The following is a 20,073-nucleotide window of genomic DNA, read 5'->3' as shown; positions in this document are numbered from 1 at the left end:
CAAAATGCTGTTTTAATGTTCCATTTTGTTTTTTACTTCAATACCCATTAAAGAAAATGCGGTTTTAATACTAAGAGCAACCAAAGAAAATAATTTAAGCAAATCATTTTCATTTGCAGAGCCTACAACTTTATTTTCATTGTAGAATTTATGAAAATTTGCAGCTAAATTTTTAAGATAATCAGGAATTTTTTGCAAAGCTCTAGCCTCAAAAGCATCGTTTAAAACAGCCTTTAAATTCAAAGCTTCAAAAAGCAAATTTACGCCATCTTGATTTAAACTTTGTAAATCAGCTTTCATTACATCATCGATTTTTTTACCAGCTTTAGCAAACACTTGATGAATTCTAGCGTGTGCATAGTTGATATAATACACAGGATTAGAACTATCTTCTTTTTGCAAATCACTAATATCAAATTCCAAATGCGTATCGCATTTTTTGCTCAAAAAGATATAACGCAAAGCATCACTTCCTATCTCATCAACCACATCGCTCATCAAGATAAAATTTCCTGCTCTTTTACTCATTTTATAAGGTTCTCCATCTTTAAGTAGGGAAACCATTTGTGCTAAAATAATCTCAAGATTATTAGAGTCAAATCCCAAAAATTCCATCGCAGCTTTCATTCTAGGGATATAACCATGATGATCTGCTCCCCAAATATTGATACATTTATCATAGCCTCTACTCATTTTATCCTTATGATAAACTATATCCGCTGCTAAATAAGTCCCACGGCCATCTTCACGGATAATAACACGATCTTTTTCATCTCCTTTTAAAGACGAAGCAAGCCAAATTTTACCTTCTTGCTCGTAAATTCCTTTATGCTCTTTTAAAGATTCTAAAGTTGCATTTAAAGCATCATAATACGATCTTTCGCTTACATAGTTGTCAATTTTAATCTTTGCTTGTTCTAAATTTTGTTTAATCAAAACAAGCATTTTATCTTTTGCCCAATCAGCCAAACTAGGGATATTTTCTTCGCTAAAAAATTCTTTACCAAATTTTTCAAAAGCTTCTTTTGCTAAATCCGCTATATACTCGCCTTTGTAATATTGCTCTGGATATTCAACATTTTCATGAAGTATACTTTCTTTCACACTTAGTAAAATAGAAAGCCCTAGTAAATAAATTTGATTACCCGCATCATTGACATAGTATTCTGTATTAAATTTATAGCCCAAATGTCTTGCAAGTCTTGTTAAGGTGTCTCCAAAAACAGCGCCTCTTGCATGTCCTATGTGTAAAGGCCCAGTAGGATTTGCACTCACATATTCAAGCAAAAAACTTTCTTGTTTTTTTTCTCCTTTAGTAAAATCATTTGGATTTGTTAAAGCCTGATTTGCAAGTTCATTTAAAAAAGTTTTGGAAATTCTAAAATTTAAATACCCATTTACAGCTTCAACTGATTCAAAACAATCATGATTTTGAAATTTGCTCGCTAAGTCGCTAGCGATCAACATAGGGGATTTTTTTAATTCCTTAGCCAGTGAAAAAGCCAAAGGGGTAGCAAAATGTGCTAAATTTTTATCCTTTGGATTTTCAAGCGCAAAATCACACTCTAAAATCTTTTTAATTTCATTAAAAATAATACTTTTCAAAAGACTAAACCTTAAGCTTTTTTTGTTTCGTCTATACTTGCATCAGCATTTGTATTATTAGTTGTGTTTTTATTTTCTTCTATTTTTTGAGTATTTTTTGCTACTTCATCATCATTATTCATTTCATCTTTAAAAGTTTTAATACCTTTACCTAAACCCTTTGCAAGTTCTGGAATTTTTTTTGCTCCAAAAAGCAATACAACAATCAATAAAATAATCAACCAATGACTTGGACTTGACCAACCACCCATTTTATTCTCCTTCATTCCAAATATTTTGAATTTGCCCTAGATTCTGCCCTTTGGTTCTAAATTTATGGGCGATTAAAATCGCTCGCAATGCTTCATAACTTTGCTTTAACTCATCGTTAATGATAAGATAATCATACTCGCTAAGCTCTTTCATTTCATCGCTAGCGTTTTGTAATCTTTTTTCTAGTTGTATTATTGTATCAGTATTTCGCTTAATAAGTCTTTTTTTTAGCTCATCTTTATTTTTTGTAGTAATAAAAACAGAAACAATCTTATCAGCCATTTTTTTTCTGGCTATTTTAAATCCTTGCACATCAATATCAAAAACAACTATTTTTCCATTATCTAAAGCATCTTGGGTGTGCTTTAAAGAAGTACCATAAAAATTTTCATGCACTCTAGCCCATTCTAGAAAATGATCACTATCTATACCCTTTTGAAATTCTTCATGAGATATAAAATGATAATGCACTCCATTTTTTTCACCCTCTCTTGGCTTGCGAGTTGTTGAAGAAATAGAAAAATAAAGCTCATCTTTAAATTCATCAAAAAGTTTTTTTAAAAGAGTTGATTTTCCAGCACCACTAGGACCTGAAATCAACAAAACAAAACCTTGCAATTTCAATCCTCTTTAAAACTAATGTTTATATTTATATTCATATTCATACCCTTAAGAGCAGCTTTTAAGGTATCATCTTTAATACTTGAAGTGATCGCTCCTGCTATGCTTTGGCTAAGCTCATTAACTATCTCTTCGCTATTATCATCTTTAGTTACATCACTTACTATAGGCTCTTCATTTTTTTCTAAGATTTCCTCTCCAAGAGCTTCTTGTATATCACTTTCTTTCAATGTATCAAAATCACTTATATTTAAATTTGGCACAACCACTTCCTCTTCATTTGTTCCTAATTCTTTATCGTCTAAAATTGGTTCATCTTTAAAATCTTCTAAGACCTTGCTACTATTGTCACTATCAATACCATAATCAAGCTCATCAAGTTGAGCTAGTTCTTCTTTGATTTGATCTTGAGTACTCAAATTTGAAGTAAAATCATCCATTTCATCTTGAACATCTTCTTCCACAACAGGAGCAAACTCCTCTAAAACTTCCTCTGATTCTTCATTATCTTTTGCTTGACCTAAAAATTCAGCATCCTCAGGAAGATCATCAAAATCCATTTCTTTTTCTTGCTCTTCAACCACAGGAAGATCATCAAAGTCGCTTATATTAGCTTGTAATTCTTTGTTATCTTCTAAATCTTCATCATTTTTATCATCTAGCTCATCTAAACTAGGCTCAGTATCCAAAGCTGTATGTTCTTGGCTTAAGTCTTCTTTTTCGCTTTCACCATCTTCTAAAGTTAAATCTAAATCAGTTTGAGTGTCTTCTTGAGTCTGTTCTTTAATTGTTTCTTGTTCTAAATTTTGAGTTTCTAAAGTTTTGTTTGCATTATCATCTTGAGATTCGCTAAGCTCTTCTTGCATTTCTAATGTATTTGTTTTAGAATCGTCTAATAATTCTTGCTTTTCTATTTCTTCATTTTTATCATCTTCTTTGATTTCTAAATCTTCATCATTTTTATCATCTAGCTCATCTAAACTAGGCTCAGTATCCAAAGCTGTATGTTCTTGGCTTAAGTCTTCTTTTTCGCTTTCACCATCTTCTAAAGTTAAATCTAAATCAGTTTGAGTGTCTTCTTGAGTCTGTTCTTTAATTGTTTCTTGTTCTAAATTTTGAGTTTCTAAAGTTTTGTTTGCATTATCATCTTGAGCATCATCATCAAAACTCAAATCTTCCATTCCCTCTGAATTTATATCTAAAGAATTTTCATCAGGCAAATCATCTAAATTTAAATTATCTAAATCCAAGCTTATATCAGCATAAGGATTTTCATCATTGCTTAACATTGGCAAATCAATAGATGTATGCTTGTTCGCATCTTTATTATTAAGCAAATTTAAAAAATCTGTAGGTAAAAAAGGTTTTTGTAAAATTTGCGCATCTATATCTTCTACATTTTGATTTCGCGGGGCTAAAAAAATCAATCTATCGCATTTTTCTTTAAGAATTTTTAAAGGTGCTGGAGTATCACTATCTACAACAATCACATCATAATTACCCAAATTTTCACTATAAGCATTAAGTTCTTCAAAATCATAAGACATTTTTTTAGCACTAAGGCTTACAAGTCTTGAAACTACAGGGTTTTCATTTAAAAGTAAAATTTTCATCACTTTAATCCTTAAAAAATAATCGCTATTTTACGATAATTTCATTTATCCTTTCCTTAGGAGAAAAAAAGAGTTTGCATATGAGTAAAAAGTTCTAAAATTAAATTTTTAAAATATTGCATCATAACTAGTAAAATAGCAATCAAAACTACAAAACCTAGAGCTATCTTTATAGGATAGCCAATAACTAAAAGATTAAATTGTGGCATTGTTTTCATCAAAAGTCCAAAAATAACATCGGCTAAAAGTGAAATTCCAAGTATAGGAAAGCTCATAGTAAAACCTATGATGAAAATATTAAACATACCCATATTTAAATAATGCATTAAATTCTCATGCGGATAAAATCCACCTAAACTAATATAACCCAAAGAATGACTTAAAAACAAAAGCATTAAATGATGGCCATCAAAAGCAAGAAAAAACATCAAAGCAAGTAAATTCAAAATTTGTGCCGTAATAGGCATACTCGTTCCAGAACTTGGATCTAATATACTTGCCATAGTAAATCCCATAGTAAAAGCAATCTGCTCACCTGCCATCATAATAATAGCAAAAATAATTTGAAGCATTAATCCTGCTATCATTCCAAAAATCACTTCACTAATAAGCTGTAAAACAAAAAAACTATCTAAATGCAAAGATTCTAATCTAGCCAAAGGATATAAATACATAGTCAAAAATAAAACTATAGTACTTTTTATTACCATAGGAATAGAATTATGTGAAAAAAAAGGAAAAAAAACTATAAGACCACTCATTCTAGCAAGAAGCAACATAAAAGTTACAACATTTTTATCGCCTAAATAATTAACAAATTCCATTGACGTTTATAGTATAAATTTTATCACAAAAACTTGCGAGCTTACTATCGTGAGTTACAAAAAATAAAGCCGCATCATTTTCTTTAACATAAGAAATTAAAAGTTCGATAACATTTTTAGCATTATCAAAATCCAAATTTCCAGTTGCTTCATCAGCAAAAATAATCTTTGGTTTTTTACAAAGCACACGTGCGATACTCACACGCTGTTGTTGTCCGCCGCTAAGCTTTCCTATTTTTTGATGCAAAAGTGTATCAATACCTAACCTTTTTAAAATTTTCTCATCTAAATCTTGACCCGATAAAACACTAGCAAGTTCGATATTTTCTAAAGCTGAAAAACCTTTAAAAAGATAATGTGTCTGAAAAATAATACCAAAATCATAGCGGCGAATTTTTAATCTTTCGTTTTCATCCATCTGATAAAGATTAGAACCTTTAAAAAAAACTTCACCTTTTTTTGGAATTAATAAAGAAGAAAGTATATGCAAAAGAGTAGATTTACCACAACCGCTACTCCCTTGAATAGCAATGCAATCTTTAGTATTTAAAGTAAGATTTAAACCCTCAAAAAGCGGATAATCAAAACTATGGCTTAAATTTTCCGCTCTTAAGAGTTCCATTTTTAACCGTTTTTAAAGTTGTGCAGCAACTTCAGCCGCAAAATCTTCAGTTTTCTTTTCTAAACCTTCACCAACTTCAAAGCAAATAAATTCTACAATTTTAATTTTTCCACCAAATTCTTTTTCTTTTTCGGCAATTACTTGTTCTACAGTTTTTTTGTCATCCAGTACATAAAACTGACCCATTAAAGTAAGTTTGCTATCGAGTTGAGAATTATCGGCTATAAAGCTATTCATTTTACCTGGAATGATATTATCCCAAATTTTTTCAGGTTTACCTTGAGCTTTAAGTTCTTCTTTGATTTTTTCTTCAGCTTCTTTTAAAATTGCATCGCTTAATTGTTTGCGACTTGCAAATTGAGGAATTTTATGTTCAGGTTTATTTGGATCTTTCAGTCTACGTCTTTCTTCATTTTCTTTTTCAAGTTCAGCAACCAAGGCTTTGTATTCATTTTCAACAAAAGTCATATCCAAATCTTCATAACTTAAATAACTTGGTCTCATTGCTGCAATATGCATACAAATTTGTCTTAATAAATCTCTTGATTTTGAAGCTACTTCAGCACTATCACAAGCTGCAGCGATCACAACACCAACACGGCCATTTGTATGAATATAACCATTTACAACGCCGTTAGCACCTGCTTTTAAAGTTGCAAATCTTCTTACAACTAAGTTTTCTCCTATAGTTGCAATTTGACTTTTTAAATATTCTTCAAATTTTACACCATTAATCGTACTTGAGTGAAGCTCTTCCACACTTTGCAAGCTATTGCTTTGAATATGAGCTGTAGTATCTTTTGTTAAAGCGATAAACTGATCATTTTTTGCCACAAAATCTGTTTCGGAATTAATCTCACTTACAGTTGCGCTTGTAAAATCATCACTTACTTTTACACTTACTAAACCTTCTGCAGCAAGTCTATCTGCTTTTTTAGCAGCCTTACCTAAACCTTTTTCTCTTAAAAGTTGTACTGCTTTATCAAAATCTCCATTAGTTTCACTCAAAGCATTTTTACAATCCATCATCCCCGCACCTGTACTTTCGCGGAGTTCTTTTACCATTGCAGCAGTAATTTCAGCCATTATTCTTGCTCCTCACCGAAGTCTTCTTCGCTTATCGCTTCATCTAAAACTTCTTTTTTCTCTTCATCGGTGATTTCTTTTTCTTCATTTGCTAAAGCTTCGCCATCTTGTTCTCTTAAAGCTTTTCCTTCATTAATCGCTTCAGCCATTTCTTGGCAGAAAAGTTGCACTGAACGAATTGCATCATCATTTCCTGGAATAGGATAAGTTACCAAATCAGGATCGCAGTTTGTATCTAGTGGAGCTACAACAGGAATTCTTAATCTATTTGCTTCTTGAACAGCAATTTTCTCTTTTACTGTGTCAATAACAAAAATCATATCAGGTTGAGTTTTCATATAACGAATTCCACCTAAATAAGCTAATAATTTTTCTTTTTTTCTTGTAAGCATTAAAGCTTCTTTTTTAGTTAAAAGTTTAATACTTCCATCTTCTTCCATTTTTTCAATTACTTCTAATTTTCTAATTGATTGGCGAATGGTACCAAAATTTGTCATCATACCGCCAAGCCATCTATGATTTACATAAGGCATACCGCATTTTTCAGCGTATTCTTTAATCGCTCCACCTGCTTGTTTTTTTGTCCCGACAAAAAGTATAGTTTTTCCTTCGGCAGCAGCGTCACGAACGATATTATAGGTATATCTAAAATATCTTAAAGTTTTTTGTAAATCAATTACATAAATACCTTTTCTCTCGCCAAAAATGAATTTTTTCATCTTTGGATTCCAGCGTCTTGTTTGGTGTCCAAAATGCACACCGCATTCTAATAAATCTCTCATACTAACCATGAGTTTCTCCTTATAAATTTAGCTTTATTCCTCCACATCCCTTAATTTACACAAGCTAAAAAGGATTGATGCGTGTGAAATGAAGCTAAGATTTTATCAAATTTAAGTTTAGTTTTTACTTATATATGTAGTCCTTGGTAAGACTTAGATTATTATTGATTTCTTTTGTGATTAAAAATTGAAACAAATCCACGCTTCCAACACGAAAAGCAGAGGCACAAGAACGAAGGTACAAATCCCACATTCTTATAAATTCTTCATCATATTTTTCCCTTACCTTGTCCAATACTTCGTTAAAATTTTCATCCCATAAATCTAAAGTTTTTGCATAGTGCATTCTTAAACTTTCTGCTAAAAGAAGATGAAAATCCCACTCACTCATAGCACTTACAACCTCTCTTAAAGAAGGTAAATATCCTCCTGGAAAAATATATTTATCTATCCAAGCATTTGTTTTTCCTTCAAACATGGCTAAAATAGAATGTAAAAGCATAGAACCTCCAGGTTTTAACACTTGTTTTACTTTCATGAAATAAAGTCCTAAATTCTCTTTGCCTACATGTTCAAACATACCCACAGAAACAACTTTATCAAAATAATTTTCAAATTCTAAATCTTGATAATTTTGAAGTCTTATTTCTATTTTATCTTCAAGACCAAGTTCTTTTACTCTTTCCTTAGCTTTTTTACACTGCTCCTCTGAAATAGTAATTCCAACAACCTTAACTCCATACTTTTGAGCCGCCATAATAGAAAGCCAACCCCAGCCACAACCTATATCTAAAAGCTTTTCTCCTTCTTTTAAATCAAGTTTTTTAAGAGTATGTTCTATTTTGTTAATTTGAGCTTCATAAAGAGTATTATTAGGCTCTTTAAAATAAGCGCAAGAATAGCTCATAGTATCATCAAGCCAAAGCTTATAAAAATCATTACCTATATCATAATGACTTTTGATATTTTTACTTTCCTGTTTTTGGGCTATTTTACTCAAGATATCCTCTGTATTTTTTAAAAAACGCTTATTTGAAAAATAATACAAAACTTTAGCTATTTCATCATAATCACCTTCTATTTCTAGTTTAGACTCCATATAATGTTTTGCAAAAACTAAACTCGTATCACTAAATAATTTTAAAAAAGGTATTTTTTCTTTGAAAATTAAAGAAAATTTAGCAGGCTGATTACCCACATGAAATTCTTCTTGATCCCAAAATACAATTCTAAAATTTCCATAATTCCATTTTGAAAGAATAAATTTAATCATTTGTTTTTCAAGCATAACATACTCCAACTAATAAAAATTATTATTTGATAGTATCTCTTAATTATGTTTAAAATTTGATAAAATTGAAGAAAAGATAGAATTTTTGCCACAGATATAAAATAGTGGCAAAAATTTTATAATACTAATGTAATTTAGACCAAACAAAACGCTTCCAACCTATAGCAAAAATACTTAAAATTACAAAGAATATCATTACATAAATTCCTGTAGTTTTTCTTTCTTCTTTTTTGCTATCACCCACTTGATCAATATAAGATACAACCTTAGCCTGTGCAGCTTCTGTTAAACCTACTCTTGGCATAGCGGTTCCTGGAAGAAGTTTTTGAGTATTATTAATAAAATCATGTAAATATTGCTCACCACGAGATCTTATCATCATAGAAAGATCAGGTGGAACAGAACCTAAATAAGTTTTTAAATCATTTTGATTTGATGGAGTAAAAAAGCTATCGTATTTCATATCATGACAACGTCCGCAAGCCTCAATAAAAGTTGCTTTATCTTTAGCAAATTTTATATCTTTTTCCATTAAAGCTGCTTTTTGAGCACTATTTTCCATTTTAGCATATTTTGCCTCAACATCTTTCTTAATAGTAGCATCTTCATTGGCTTCAAATTTAACACTCACATCTTTAAGATAAGCAATTACATTGGCTATATTTGCATTTGTAGCTTCTTCACTTTCTCCTGAAGTATCTTTATTGTAAGCTGTCATAATAAAAGCATCACCAAATTTATGATCTACTTTTAAAGCAAGCGCAGGATGCATAATCAAAGCTGCTAAAAATTTTTCATCAAAAATAGCACCAGCTGCACTGAGATCAGGCGGTATTACTCCCATAGAAGAATCAGTAATATTAGCTGCTATTCCATCTTCTTTTACACCATGACATGCAAAACAGTTATTTTCAAAAAATTCTTTACCTTTTTTTGCATCACCCTTAGCAAAATCGATCTTTGCAACATCTGCCCAAAGTGTTTCAACCTTGCTTAATTCTTCTTTTGCTTTTTCAAGTTCTTTGTTTGCACTCTCTATTCTTTTAGCATCTCCTGAAGCTTGTGCATCTTTTAGAGCTAATTCTTTAGCTTCAACTATACCTTTTGCAAAAGTAGTATCTTCAACAGCAAAATCAAAATTTGCAGGAGCAACATGAGGCTTCATCACTGAATGAGCATAAGGCTCTACCCCCCAATATACAAGTGCAGTAAAAACTACTACAACTAAAAATATTTTTATTTCTCTCATTGTTTAGCTCCTTTTCTCTCCATAATAGTAATAACCGGTAAAACTACAATAAGTAAAAGTAAAAATACTATAGAAGCGTAAAATCCTACCCAAGCATTTACACCTGTTGGAGGTAATTTTCCATAAACAGTTAAAACAATTAAATCAATAAGCAATATCCAAAACCAAATGAAAAATAAAGGTCTTTCATGAGCTGGTTTTACCACATCACTTCTATCAAGCCAAGGAAGCAAGAAGAAAATCACTTGAGCAATACCAAATGCAGCCAAACCTATATCAAAAGCTTTAATACCTGCAATATCAAAGAAAAATCCTCTTAAAACTTCATAACTCCATAAGAAATACCACTCAGGATAAATATGAGCTGGTGTTTTAAGCGCATTAGCTGGATCAAAATTAATTGGATCCATTGCAAATTCAAATTTAAAACAGACCAAATAAAAGAAGAAAATCATAAAAAAGCTTATATACATAAAATCTTTTGATAAAAATCCTGGCCAAAAAGGAATCACTTTAGAACCCTTTGTGTCACCTGCCATGTATTTTTCAGCCTCTAAATCAAAGTCAAGTTCTTCAGAAATTTCATTATTAACATGAGGAATTCTTAAAGAATAGAAGTGAAATGCTATAATAGCAATGATAACTATAGGAAGCAAGCACACATGAAGCATAAAAAATCTTGTTAAAGTTGGATCAGAAACCGCATAATCTCCACGAATCCAAATCACAAGCTCAGGGCCAATAAATGGTATCCCTCCAAAAAGATTAGTGATTACTTGAGCTGCCCAATAACTCATTTGTCCCCAAGGAAGCATATACCCACTAAAAGCTTCAGCAGAAAATACAACAAACAAAAGCATACCGCTAACCCAAATCATCTCACGACCTTTTTTATAAGAACCGTAATAAATTCCTGTTAGCATATGTATGTATATAATCAAAAATACAACAGAAGCGGCAACACCATGCATGTGACGCCAAAGCCATCCATAGTCCACCTCTTGCATAATAGTCTTATTCACACTATCAAAAGCAAGTGCAGTATCTGGTTTATAATACATCACAAGTAAAAGTCCTGTAACAAAAAGCACTGCAAAAAGAGTGGTTAAAATAACCCCCATTGCCCAAAGAAAGTTAATTTGCTTTGGTATCCAATATTTTACCATTAAAACATCAAGCAGTTTATGTACCGCAAGTCTTTGATCAAGCCAATCTACAAGACCATTAGCTTTTCTAATTTGTGCCATCTTAAGCCTCCGCTATCATTTTTTTATATTCAGGACCCTCTTCACCTAAAACAAGCTTGGTTCCATCAATTTTAAAAGGAGGAATTTCAAGAGGCTTTGGAGGAGGTCCAAAGACATTTTTTCCACTTGTGTCAAATTCTCCACCATGACAGGCGCATTTAAACAATTGCTCACTTGGTTGGTAAGCAGGTATACAACCCAAATGCGTACAAAGTCCTATAACCACAGTATAAGCTGCGTTATCTACCACAACATCACGTTTTTCATCTTTTGGCATACTCGCATCTTTTTTTAATATAAAAATAGGCTTTTTACGCCATTCTATAGTTCTAAGCTCTCCATCTTGCATTCCTGATAAATCTACTGTAGTAAAACCTGCAGCTTTAACACTTGGAAGCGGATCCCAAGTTTTTTTCATCGCAACAAGTGAGAAAACACCGCCTACAGCAGCTACGCTTCCAAATGCAAAGCCCATAAAGCTTCGTCTACTCTCAGATGTAGCCATAACTTGCTCCTTTCGATTTTATTTTTTAACCAAGTTAAAAGTTTATCGAAATTAAAATAAATTTTTTCTTTGTTTAACAAGTTTTGATATTTAGACAATAAGAGCAAAAAGAGAAAAAACAAGCACAGGTAAAGTTATCAAAAAGCCAAATTTACAATATTGCCAAAAAGAAATATTAATGCCTTTTCTAGCCAAAACTCCAAGCCAAAGCAAAGTTGCTAAAGAACCTATTGGCGTAAGTTTTGGACCTATATTTACACCTAAAAGATGTGCATAAATCATCAAAGAATCAAAAGAAAAATTCTCAAAATATTCTTTTAATGCCAAATCTCCGATTAAAACCATAGGCAAATTATTAAACACAGAAGATCCAAAAGCTGAAATCAAAGCCACACCAAAAATTCCACTCTTATCTTGCATCAAAAAAGCATAGCTTTTAACCAAAATTTCACTCACACCTATTTTATGTAAAGCAAAAACCACCATATAAAGCCCAAAACTAAAAAGCAAAACTCCATAAGGTGCTTCAAAAAGAATTTTAATACTTTTTTTACCTTGAATTTTTAAAATAATAAGCCAAAAAATTCCCGCCCAAAGCAAAGCAAAAAAACTTATTTTAATATTAAAAATTTCACCTATAAAAAAACTGATAACAAAAAGAAATAAAAATACTATGCAAAGAAAAAACAATTTCAATGAAATTTGCTCTTTTTTGATTAATTTAAATTCAAGCCTTTTAGGTAAAACTCTCACATAAAGCACAAAAACCGTAACTATAGTAGAAAGCAAAACAAAAAAATTTGGCAAAAACATATTTTTAGCAAATTCTAAAAATTCTATCTTAAAATAATTTGCTGTGATGATATTGGTTAAATTTGAAATAACCAAAGCGTTTGAACTTGCATCACATAAAAAAGAAAGGCTAAGTAAAAAAGAACTTAAAATAAAAGCATGATTTTTACAATCTTTAAGAGTTGAAAATAAAGCTATAATAATAGGTGTAATGATTAAAATCGCTCCATCGTTAGCAAAAAATGCAGAAAGAAAAAAGACAAAAATCAACAAAAATAACATCAATTTTTTTGTGCTGATATAAATTTTACCTTGATTTTTCTCTCTAGAAAAATGCAAAATTTTACTCGCAATAAAATCAAAAAATCCCAAAGCTTCCAAGCTAAAAGAAAGAATAATCAACCCAACCAAAGTTAAAGAACTATCCCAAACCAAAGAAAAAACAAAATAAGCATCTTTAAAATCTACCAATTGAAAAATAAAAACAAAAAAAGCCCCCAAGCTAGAAAATACCCAAATAGGTAAATTCCATGGACGCCAAAAAAGTAAAACTAAAGTAGATAAAAAAATAAAAAAAGCAAGCATTTAAGCTTTTTTCTTTTGCATTTTGATATAAATTTGTAAAATATCTAACGCTGCAGGAGTGATTCCACTGATTTGACTTGCAGCAAAAATGGTTGGCGGTTTATGATGATTAAGTTTTTCTACAACCTCATTACTCAAACCACTTACACTTTTAAAATCAAAATTTTCAGGAATTTTAAGCTCACTAAGATTTTTCATTTTTTCTACTTGAGCTTTTTGCATACTAATGTAATGATAATACTTTGCCTCATTTAAAATCTCTCTTAAGGAGTAATGATCCATAGTTTCAAATATAGGGTCAAGTTTTTTTAATTTTTCTATATCAAAACTTGCTCTTGCGACAATTTTTTGAAGATTGACTATAGAAGAAATTTTATCTTCTCCCAAACTCTCTAAAAAAGCATTGTTTTGGTTATTGGGCGTGAATTCTTTAGAAAGTAAAAATTCAAGTCCTTTTTGAAGATTGTTTGCGATATTTTGTATATAAGTAAAATCTTGCTCGCTTAAAAGCCCCAAATCATAGCCATATTTTCCAAGTCTAAGTATAGCATTTTCTTCCCTTAAAAGCAGTCTAAATTCTGCTCTTGAAGTAAACATTCTATAAGGTTCTTTTGTACCTTTTACTACCAAATCATCGATTAAAACTCCTATATAAGCTTCATCACGCCTTAAAATCAAAGGCTCTTTCATATCTATGCTTAAGCTTGCATTGATTCCCGCCATAAAGCCTTGTGCTGCAGCCTCTTCATAACCTGTAGTTCCATTAATCTGTCCTGCACAATAAAGATTTTTAATCTTTTTAAGTTCTAAAGTATGCTTAAGTTCAGTTGGCTCTATATAGTCATATTCTATAGCATAACCAAAACGGGTTATTTTAGCATTTTCAAAACCCTTTACAGAACGCAACATTTGAGTTTGTACTTCATAAGGTAAAGAAGTAGAAAAACCATTGATATAATACTCCGTCGCATCGATAGTTTGAGGCTCTATAAAAAGATGATGGCTTTCTTTGTCGCTAAAACGATTGACCTTATCTTCTATAGAAGGACAATACCTTGGCCCCACACCTTCAATCTGTCCTGTAAAAAGTGGGGCACGATAAAAATTATTCTTAATAATCTCATGTGTAGTTGTATTAGTGCGTGCGATATAACAAGGAAGTTGAGTAGGATTGAAATTTCTTGAACGAAAACTAAAAGCTTTAGGATTTACATCACCATCTTGAATTTCAAGCACGCTAAAATCAATGCTTTTTGCATCCACTCTTGGGCAAGTTCCTGTTTTTAAACGTCCCATTTTTAAACCCAAAGTTTGCAGATAATTTCCTAAATTTACCGAAGCAAGCTCCCCTACCCTTCCTGCTTGAAGTTTATTTTCACCTACGTGAATAAGTCCATTTAAAAAAGTTCCTGTTGTTAGGATGACTTTTTTGGCAAAATATATATTTTCTAAATTTGTTTTTACGCCTTTAACTTCATCATTTTCTACGATTAAAACACTCGCTTGTTCTTGAGAAATTTCTAAATTTGGAAGTTTTAAAAGTTTATTACGTGCAATGATACGGTATTTATCCATATCAATTTGTGCCCTACTTCCTTGAACGGCTACACCCTTACTTTCATTTAAAATGCGAAATTGTATCCCTGCTTCATCGGTGATTTCACCCATAAGACCACCCATGGCATCAAGTTCTTTTACCAAATGCCCTTTAGCAAGTCCACCTATGGCTGGATTACAACTTGCCGCTCCTATTTGCTCAATCAATGTAGTTAAAAGTAAGGTTTTTTTACCCATTCTAGCAGCAGCAGCACTTGCTTCAACACCTGCATGTCCACCACCTATAACAATGACATCAAACATATTTTGCCTTGAAAAATGTGAATTTTTAAAAGAAAGATTATATAATATTTAGACTTAAAACAAACTCGTTTTAAGTCTAACAAAAATTTATTTAGCTTCTTGAAGAGAGAAAATTAACTCATTATAAGTTTTATCTGCATCTTTGCAGAAATTTTTAAGCATCTCAACACCCTTATTTAAGCCTTGTTGCTGTTCTGCTCTTAAAAGATCGCTATAAAGACTTTCTATTGTAGAAATAGCGCTTTTATTTGGCATACGACGAACGGAATAATAGCCTATGATATTATTATTAACATCTATTGATGGGGTTACATTTGCAAAAACCCAATAGTAATTGTTATCTTTGGTTTTATTTTTTACGTAAGCAAAAATTTCTTTGCCTTCTTTCATATAATCCCATAAATATTTAAAAACAGTTTTTGGCATCTCTTCATGTCTTACTATGTTATGAGGTTTATTTAAAACTTCACCCATGGTATAACCTGCATACTTTAAAAAATCATCATTTGCATAAACTATTTTACCTTTTAAATCTGTTTTAGAAGTAATTAAACTATCTTCTTGTAAAAAAATTTCTCTTGACATTTTCCCACCCTCTTAATTTATATTTTTAATTTTGCTAAGATTTCAGCACTTCTTTGCTCTAGTGATTTAATATCATTTACAATCGCATCATAAGCTTTTTGATCGATATAATCTTGACTTGATTCTTCTATTGCTTTTTTAGCGTTATCTTTTATAAATTCTTTAGCTAAATTTAACTCAGTTTCAGAACTAAGCTCATTAATAACACCTTGAGCTCTCTCATCTTGACAAAGATTAGAAATTGGATCTACACTTTCAAGATTGAAATTTTGAGCCCCATTTAAATTTAAATATATATTTGATTTATAAAGAATATGATCGATTTTAACCACAGACAAAATCAATCTCTTTGCAAAGGATCCAAAATTAACACCAAGAGCACTACTATTTTCTTCTAGACGTTTAAAAGCTTGAGAAAATTTATTAATTCTTTCTTCAGATTCACTAACAATGTTAAAAACTTGCTCACTGCCACTTTGGATATTTACAAAATCTTGTTGCATAGTCTGAATTGCAATAGAAATTTCGCTTGTAGATCTTTGAGTTCTTTCTGCTAACTTTCTAACTTCATCAGCCACAACCGCAAAGCCCCTACCATGCTCTCCTGCACGCGCAGCTTCAATAGCAGCATTTAAAGCTAGAAGATTGGTTTGATCGGCTATATCACGTATTACTTCAACCACTGAAGTGATATTTTGTGAATTAGCCACAAAAGTTTGTACTGTCTCCTTGCTCGAATTTACAACATCCATTAAAGAACCCATAGCACTTTGAAGAGAATCCACCTCTGAACCATTTTCTGTAGCTGTATGAGAAATGGCATCCACTGTATCATATACATTTTTCATCATGCTAATATCTTGATTTAATGAGCTAGAAATTTGAGACATGTCTTTATTTTGATTTCCAAGGCTTAAATCCATTAAAGTTCTTGATAAAGCATTTTTAAAAGTAGATCTTGCTGTCACTTCTATGTTTGCTAAAGCTTTATTTATAAATTCGATATTATGAGCAAAAATTCCTTTTAAACCTTCAGGCAAAGCCTTGCGATAAAATTCACCTTTTTGAGAACAAGAAATAGAAGTATTAATTTCCCTTAAGTAAGCTTCTAGCCCATCAATAGTATTGTTAAGATTATCTGCTATTTCGGCTAATTTTTTGCTTTTTGTTTTTACATAGATAATTCTATTGTCAAAATTTCCTTCTTTTAACTCTCTACAAAGAACCAAAAGTTTATCTATCATTATTTGCTCATCTTTGTGTTGTCTAAGCAAATAAATCATTAAAACAGCGATTAAAACAAAAATTATCGCTCCAACAAAAATATGAATAAAAATGACACCTAAAACACCGATAACACTTAGAAAAATAGTTGATAATAATCCATTTTTCACCATAAATTTACCCCTTTTATTGAAAATTTTTTGAAATCATAAATCAAAACAATACTTTAATAATATATTACTTTAATTTTTAGGCGAAAATTATACAATAAAAAAGATTAAATATATCTTATTTAATTATTTTCTTGTAAGTTAAAAATAAGTTCATTATAAGTCATTTTATAAGAACTTACAATATCCATTAAAGCTGAAACTCCAGCATTAATGCCTGATTTTTGCTCTTTTTCAAGTAAAATTTTATAAACTTCTTCAATTATAGAAAGAGATTTTCTATTGGGTGCACGACGAACAGAATAATAATTGATGATATCTCCATTAGCATCAAATGAAGCACTTACATTTGCAAAAACCCAGTAAAAATTACCATCTTTGGATTTATTTTTCACAAATGCAAAAATTTCATCTCCTTTTTGAATATAATCCCAAAGACATTTAAATACAGTGCGTGGCATATCTTCATGTCTTACTATATTATGAGATTTATATAAAAGCTCATCGACTTTATAACCTGCGTATTTTAAAAAGTCATTATTGGCATAAATGATATTCCCCTTAAGATCTGTTTTAGAAGTAATTAAAGCATTTTCAGACAAAACTATTTCTTTCATAATTTAAAACATCCCAATAAAACAAATAAATCAAAAATAGAATTATTACCAATAATAAATAACAAAAAGCAAACTGAATTACAAAATTATAAAATTTTCAAAAATATTTTAAATTTTATAATGCAAATAATGAGAAATTTTGTAACGTTTATATAAAAAATTATCATATCATATAAAAGAAAGTATTTCTAGATTTGTTTTTTTGTTAAAATTTACGATACACATTGTTAAAATTATATTTTACAAAGATCAAAAGGAGTGAATAAACTTGGAAACTTTAAGTCAAACTTTAGCTGAAAGAAAACCGCCTTTATATAAACGTATTATCAAAAGTCTTGGATTTTGGGTGATTATAGGCATTATTACAGGTATTGTACTTGGCTATACAGATAAAGAATTAGCCATTGCTAGCAAACCAGGAGTTGATTATTTTATAGGTGCTTTAAAGGTTCTTATAGGCCCTATTATTTTTGTTACTTTGGTTTTGGGCATCATTAGTCTTGAAAGTTTAAAAAAAGTAGGTAGCATTGGTGCTAAAGCGGTTATTTACTTTGAAGTTGTAAGTACTTTAGCACTTGCTATAGGTATTTTTATGGCAAATGTTATGCAACCAGGCCATGGAATGAATCTTGATCCAAGTCAACTTGATACAAAAAGCGTTCAAAAATACATTTCTCAAACCACAGAAGTAAGTGCGAGCTCTGAGATTATGCATATTTTAAAAGATGCTATGCCTACTGATATTATCACACCTTTTACAGAAGGAAAAACCATACAAGTTTTAGTTATTGCTATAATTACTGCTTTGATTATTTCTTTAATGAGAATAGAAGACAAACAGGCAATTCAAAGAGTTTTTGAAGTGGTACAAAATTTTGTTTTTAAAATTCTACAAATCATTATGTATTTTAGTCCTATTGCCGCCTTTTCAGCAATGGCTGTACTCATAGCTCAATACGGAATTGGCTCTTTGATCAACTTAGCATATTTACTTTTAGTAATGCTGATTTCATGTCTTGTTTTTATATTTGGAATCTTAGGTCTGATTTGTTATTTTGCAAAAGTAAATATCTTCAAATTTATGAGATTTATCTCAAGAGAAGTATTGATCGTTTTTGCAACCAGTTCAAGCGAGTCTGCACTTGCTCCTTTAATGAGAAAACTAGAAAAAGCAGGACTTTCTAAAGCAACAGTCGGACTTGTTTTACCAACGGGATATAGTTTTAATCTTGATTGTACAAATATTTATCTAGCTATGAGCTTAATCTTTCTAGCACAAGCTTTCAATGTAAATTTAAGTTTAGCACACGAAATCAGTATTTTAATAGTATTAATGATAGCCTCAAAAGGTGCAGTAGGTGTAACTGGATCAGGTTTTATAGTGCTTGGAAGTACGCTTGCGGCTCTAGGAAATATGGAAATTTCAGAAGCAAATGCAACCTTAGCACAAGTTCTACCAGTAGCTGCTATAGGTGTTCTTTTAGGTGTTGATAAATTTATGTCTGAAATGAGAGCGGTTGGAAATCTTTGCGGAAATTCAGTAGCAGCTTTAATCGTTGCTATCTGGGATAAACAAATTGATTGGGAAAAATTCCGCTACGCTATGGACAATCCAGAAAAATTTCATAATGCTGGAATGAACTAATGAGTTCTTTGGAGGAAATCATATCGATTAACCTCCTCTAAAGTATTATCTTTTTTTCTAAATTGCTTTAAAAAACTTTCATTGAAATTAAAACTAAATCCAACTTGAACAACAGTATCATCAACAGTCTCTCTTGCACTATAATCACGATGCAATAAATTTAAACTAAATACACTATAAGGAGAGTAAGATACTTGATAATTAGTTTTATCATTATCCTTACTTATATCAAAAGCAAAAGCGGTATAAGTTGGAATTACAAAACTCATTCCAAGCTGTAATTTTTTTTCTGCTTCATTGGGTATATAATAATTACTATAAGCCTTTATAAATTTACTATAACCAAACTCTGTACCAAAACTTTTAGTATCTTTTTGTTCTTTTTGTTTATCAATAAAACCATTAACTCCAAATAAAAAATCATCTTTTTCATAACGATTGATTAAACCCCCTGAGTAATTATAATTATCTTGAGCCACAAAAAGTTCTTTTTGAAAAAGCAAAGAATTATTCTCCCCCTCATAAAGAGAACTTAAATTTTTAACCTGCGCGTTTTCATTTTGAAAATCTAAATTCCCATCTGTTTTATCTATACCATTATTATTTTCTAAAGTTTTTGAAAGTAAGCTATCAAAAGTGCTTTTAAAATCCACATTCTCTTCTTGAATTTTTGGAGCTTCTTTGGTATTTTTATAATCAAAGTGCTCCCAAGAATTTTGATTATTATTTTTTGCTAAAGCCTCTGTAAGTTCATCGCCATTGAGTAAAGAAAACAATGCTATTATATAAAAAATACCCCTCATTATTCTTATATTCCTTATTATTTCTTGTTTAAGTATTTATTATAAAAAAATAATATAAATAAAAATTCCACAAAGACTAAAAAATAAAATTAGCA

The 20,073-nt window shown here is 30.7% G+C and carries 19 protein-coding genes; 1 reads left to right on the top strand and 18 read right to left on the bottom strand.

Going from position 1 to position 20,073, the window contains the following annotated elements:
- Positions 1–12 precede the first annotated feature (12 nt).
- The 17 genes from argS to cetC all read right to left on the bottom strand — a co-directional run bounded on the left by argS (position 13) and on the right by cetC (position 17,530).
- Positions 13–1,605 carry an arginine--tRNA ligase gene (gene argS / locus FBF15_RS03635; RefSeq protein ID WP_052803925.1) on the bottom strand — a complete coding sequence of 531 codons (1,593 nt, stop codon included), beginning with the start codon at positions 1,603–1,605 and terminating at the stop codon, positions 13–15.
- 11 nt (positions 1,606–1,616) lie between these two features.
- Complete coding sequence (locus FBF15_RS03630) at positions 1,617–1,856, bottom strand: twin-arginine translocase TatA/TatE family subunit (protein WP_002852866.1); 240 nt, start codon at positions 1,854–1,856, stop codon at positions 1,617–1,619.
- Position 1,857: 1 nt separating this feature from the next.
- Complete coding sequence (gene gmk / locus FBF15_RS03625; RefSeq protein WP_072233204.1) at positions 1,858–2,481, bottom strand: guanylate kinase; 624 nt, start codon at positions 2,479–2,481, stop codon at positions 1,858–1,860.
- Positions 2,478–4,091 (bottom strand): hypothetical protein, encoded by a 1,614-nt coding sequence (locus tag FBF15_RS03620; protein ID WP_032587248.1) that lies wholly within the window; start codon positions 4,089–4,091, stop codon positions 2,478–2,480. Before FBF15_RS03620 ends, gmk begins: the two co-directional genes overlap by 4 nt.
- Before the next feature lie 56 nt (positions 4,092–4,147).
- Positions 4,148–4,915, bottom strand: a complete 768-nt coding sequence (gene fliR / locus FBF15_RS03615) for a flagellar biosynthetic protein FliR (RefSeq protein ID WP_002859266.1) — start codon at positions 4,913–4,915, stop codon at positions 4,148–4,150.
- The gene (locus FBF15_RS03610) at positions 4,902–5,537 is read right to left on the bottom strand and encodes an ABC transporter ATP-binding protein (protein WP_002867385.1); all 636 of its coding nucleotides are present in this window, start codon (positions 5,535–5,537) and stop codon (positions 4,902–4,904) included. Before FBF15_RS03610 ends, fliR begins: the two co-directional genes overlap by 14 nt.
- A 12-nt stretch (positions 5,538–5,549) precedes the next feature.
- Positions 5,550–6,623, bottom strand: a complete 1,074-nt coding sequence (gene tsf / locus FBF15_RS03605) for a translation elongation factor Ts (protein ID WP_002865567.1) — start codon at positions 6,621–6,623, stop codon at positions 5,550–5,552.
- The gene (rpsB, locus tag FBF15_RS03600) at positions 6,623–7,414 is read right to left on the bottom strand and encodes a 30S ribosomal protein S2 (RefSeq protein ID WP_002858184.1); all 792 of its coding nucleotides are present in this window, start codon (positions 7,412–7,414) and stop codon (positions 6,623–6,625) included. Before rpsB ends, tsf begins: the two co-directional genes overlap by 1 nt.
- A 115-nt stretch (positions 7,415–7,529) precedes the next feature.
- Positions 7,530–8,693 (bottom strand): cyclopropane-fatty-acyl-phospholipid synthase family protein, encoded by a 1,164-nt coding sequence (locus tag FBF15_RS03595; RefSeq protein ID WP_002858137.1) that lies wholly within the window; start codon positions 8,691–8,693, stop codon positions 7,530–7,532.
- 127 nt (positions 8,694–8,820) lie between these two features.
- Complete coding sequence (locus FBF15_RS03590) at positions 8,821–9,945, bottom strand: cytochrome c1 (protein ID WP_165434562.1); 1,125 nt, start codon at positions 9,943–9,945, stop codon at positions 8,821–8,823.
- Positions 9,942–11,192 (bottom strand): cytochrome bc complex cytochrome b subunit, encoded by a 1,251-nt coding sequence (locus FBF15_RS03585; RefSeq protein WP_002852758.1) that lies wholly within the window; start codon positions 11,190–11,192, stop codon positions 9,942–9,944. The genes FBF15_RS03590 and FBF15_RS03585 overlap by 4 nt, the downstream gene beginning before the upstream one ends.
- Before the next feature lies 1 nt (position 11,193).
- Positions 11,194–11,697, bottom strand: a complete 504-nt coding sequence (gene petA, locus FBF15_RS03580; protein ID WP_002852880.1) for a ubiquinol-cytochrome c reductase iron-sulfur subunit — start codon at positions 11,695–11,697, stop codon at positions 11,194–11,196.
- Positions 11,698–11,787: 90 nt separating this feature from the next.
- Positions 11,788–13,074: an arsenic transporter gene (locus FBF15_RS03575; RefSeq protein WP_002853949.1), complete on the bottom strand. Its 1,287-nt coding sequence runs from the start codon at positions 13,072–13,074 to the stop codon at positions 11,788–11,790.
- Entirely contained in the window at positions 13,075–14,934 is a 1,860-nt protein-coding gene (gene mnmG / locus FBF15_RS03570; RefSeq protein WP_002852875.1) for a tRNA uridine-5-carboxymethylaminomethyl(34) synthesis enzyme MnmG, read from the bottom strand.
- Positions 14,935–15,021: 87 nt separating this feature from the next.
- Entirely contained in the window at positions 15,022–15,519 is a 498-nt protein-coding gene (gene cetB, locus FBF15_RS03565) for a bipartate energy taxis response protein CetB (protein WP_002777340.1), read from the bottom strand.
- A 17-nt stretch (positions 15,520–15,536) separates the two neighbouring features.
- The gene (gene cetA / locus FBF15_RS03560; protein ID WP_002799338.1) at positions 15,537–16,916 is read right to left on the bottom strand and encodes a bipartate energy taxis response protein CetA; all 1,380 of its coding nucleotides are present in this window, start codon (positions 16,914–16,916) and stop codon (positions 15,537–15,539) included.
- Positions 16,917–17,035: 119 nt separating this feature from the next.
- Positions 17,036–17,530 carry an energy taxis response protein CetC gene (gene cetC, locus FBF15_RS03555; RefSeq protein WP_002852821.1) on the bottom strand — a complete coding sequence of 165 codons (495 nt, stop codon included), beginning with the start codon at positions 17,528–17,530 and terminating at the stop codon, positions 17,036–17,038.
- 268 nt (positions 17,531–17,798) lie between these two features.
- On the opposite strand from cetC, the gene FBF15_RS03550 reads away from it, so the two are divergent.
- Positions 17,799–19,175, top strand: a complete 1,377-nt coding sequence (locus FBF15_RS03550) for a cation:dicarboxylase symporter family transporter (RefSeq protein WP_002852850.1) — start codon at positions 17,799–17,801, stop codon at positions 19,173–19,175.
- Here the strand turns inward: FBF15_RS03550 and FBF15_RS03545 are convergent.
- Positions 19,172–19,978: an inverse autotransporter beta-barrel domain-containing protein gene (locus tag FBF15_RS03545; protein WP_002892712.1), complete on the bottom strand. Its 807-nt coding sequence runs from the start codon at positions 19,976–19,978 to the stop codon at positions 19,172–19,174. The genes FBF15_RS03550 and FBF15_RS03545 overlap by 4 nt on opposite strands.
- Between the last annotated feature and the right edge of the window lie 95 nt (positions 19,979–20,073).

It is taken from the genome of Campylobacter sp. CFSAN093233 (assembly GCF_011068165.1).
Taxonomy (GTDB): domain Bacteria; phylum Campylobacterota; class Campylobacteria; order Campylobacterales; family Campylobacteraceae; genus Campylobacter_D; species Campylobacter_D jejuni.
This window is presented reverse-complemented; position numbering and strand designations above follow the sequence as displayed.

Excerpts from the sequence above, each read along its gene's own strand:
- cetA (WP_002799338.1), bottom strand. The coding sequence starts at position 16,916 with ATGGTGAAAAATGGATTATTATCAACTATTTTTCTAAGTGTTATCGGT.
- cetC (WP_002852821.1), bottom strand. The coding sequence starts at position 17,530 with ATGAAAGAAATAGTTTTGTCTGAAAATGCTTTAATTACTTCTAAAACA.
- tsf (WP_002865567.1), bottom strand. The coding sequence starts at position 6,623 with ATGGCTGAAATTACTGCTGCAATGGTAAAAGAACTCCGCGAAAGTACA.
- cetB (WP_002777340.1), bottom strand. The coding sequence starts at position 15,519 with ATGTCAAGAGAAATTTTTTTACAAGAAGATAGTTTAATTACTTCTAAA.
- mnmG (WP_002852875.1), bottom strand. The coding sequence starts at position 14,934 with ATGTTTGATGTCATTGTTATAGGTGGTGGACATGCAGGTGTTGAAGCA.
- FBF15_RS03545 (WP_002892712.1), bottom strand. The coding sequence starts at position 19,978 with ATGAGGGGTATTTTTTATATAATAGCATTGTTTTCTTTACTCAATGGC.
- fliR (WP_002859266.1), bottom strand. The coding sequence starts at position 4,915 with ATGGAATTTGTTAATTATTTAGGCGATAAAAATGTTGTAACTTTTATG.
- FBF15_RS03630 (WP_002852866.1), bottom strand. The coding sequence starts at position 1,856 with ATGGGTGGTTGGTCAAGTCCAAGTCATTGGTTGATTATTTTATTGATT.
- FBF15_RS03620 (WP_032587248.1), bottom strand. The coding sequence starts at position 4,091 with ATGAAAATTTTACTTTTAAATGAAAACCCTGTAGTTTCAAGACTTGTA.
- FBF15_RS03575 (WP_002853949.1), bottom strand. The coding sequence starts at position 13,074 with ATGCTTGCTTTTTTTATTTTTTTATCTACTTTAGTTTTACTTTTTTGG.
- FBF15_RS03595 (WP_002858137.1), bottom strand. The coding sequence starts at position 8,693 with ATGCTTGAAAAACAAATGATTAAATTTATTCTTTCAAAATGGAATTAT.
- FBF15_RS03590 (WP_165434562.1), bottom strand. The coding sequence starts at position 9,945 with ATGAGAGAAATAAAAATATTTTTAGTTGTAGTAGTTTTTACTGCACTT.
- rpsB (WP_002858184.1), bottom strand. The coding sequence starts at position 7,414 with ATGGTTAGTATGAGAGATTTATTAGAATGCGGTGTGCATTTTGGACAC.
- FBF15_RS03610 (WP_002867385.1), bottom strand. The coding sequence starts at position 5,537 with ATGGAACTCTTAAGAGCGGAAAATTTAAGCCATAGTTTTGATTATCCG.
- FBF15_RS03585 (WP_002852758.1), bottom strand. The coding sequence starts at position 11,192 with ATGGCACAAATTAGAAAAGCTAATGGTCTTGTAGATTGGCTTGATCAA.
- petA (WP_002852880.1), bottom strand. The coding sequence starts at position 11,697 with ATGGCTACATCTGAGAGTAGACGAAGCTTTATGGGCTTTGCATTTGGA.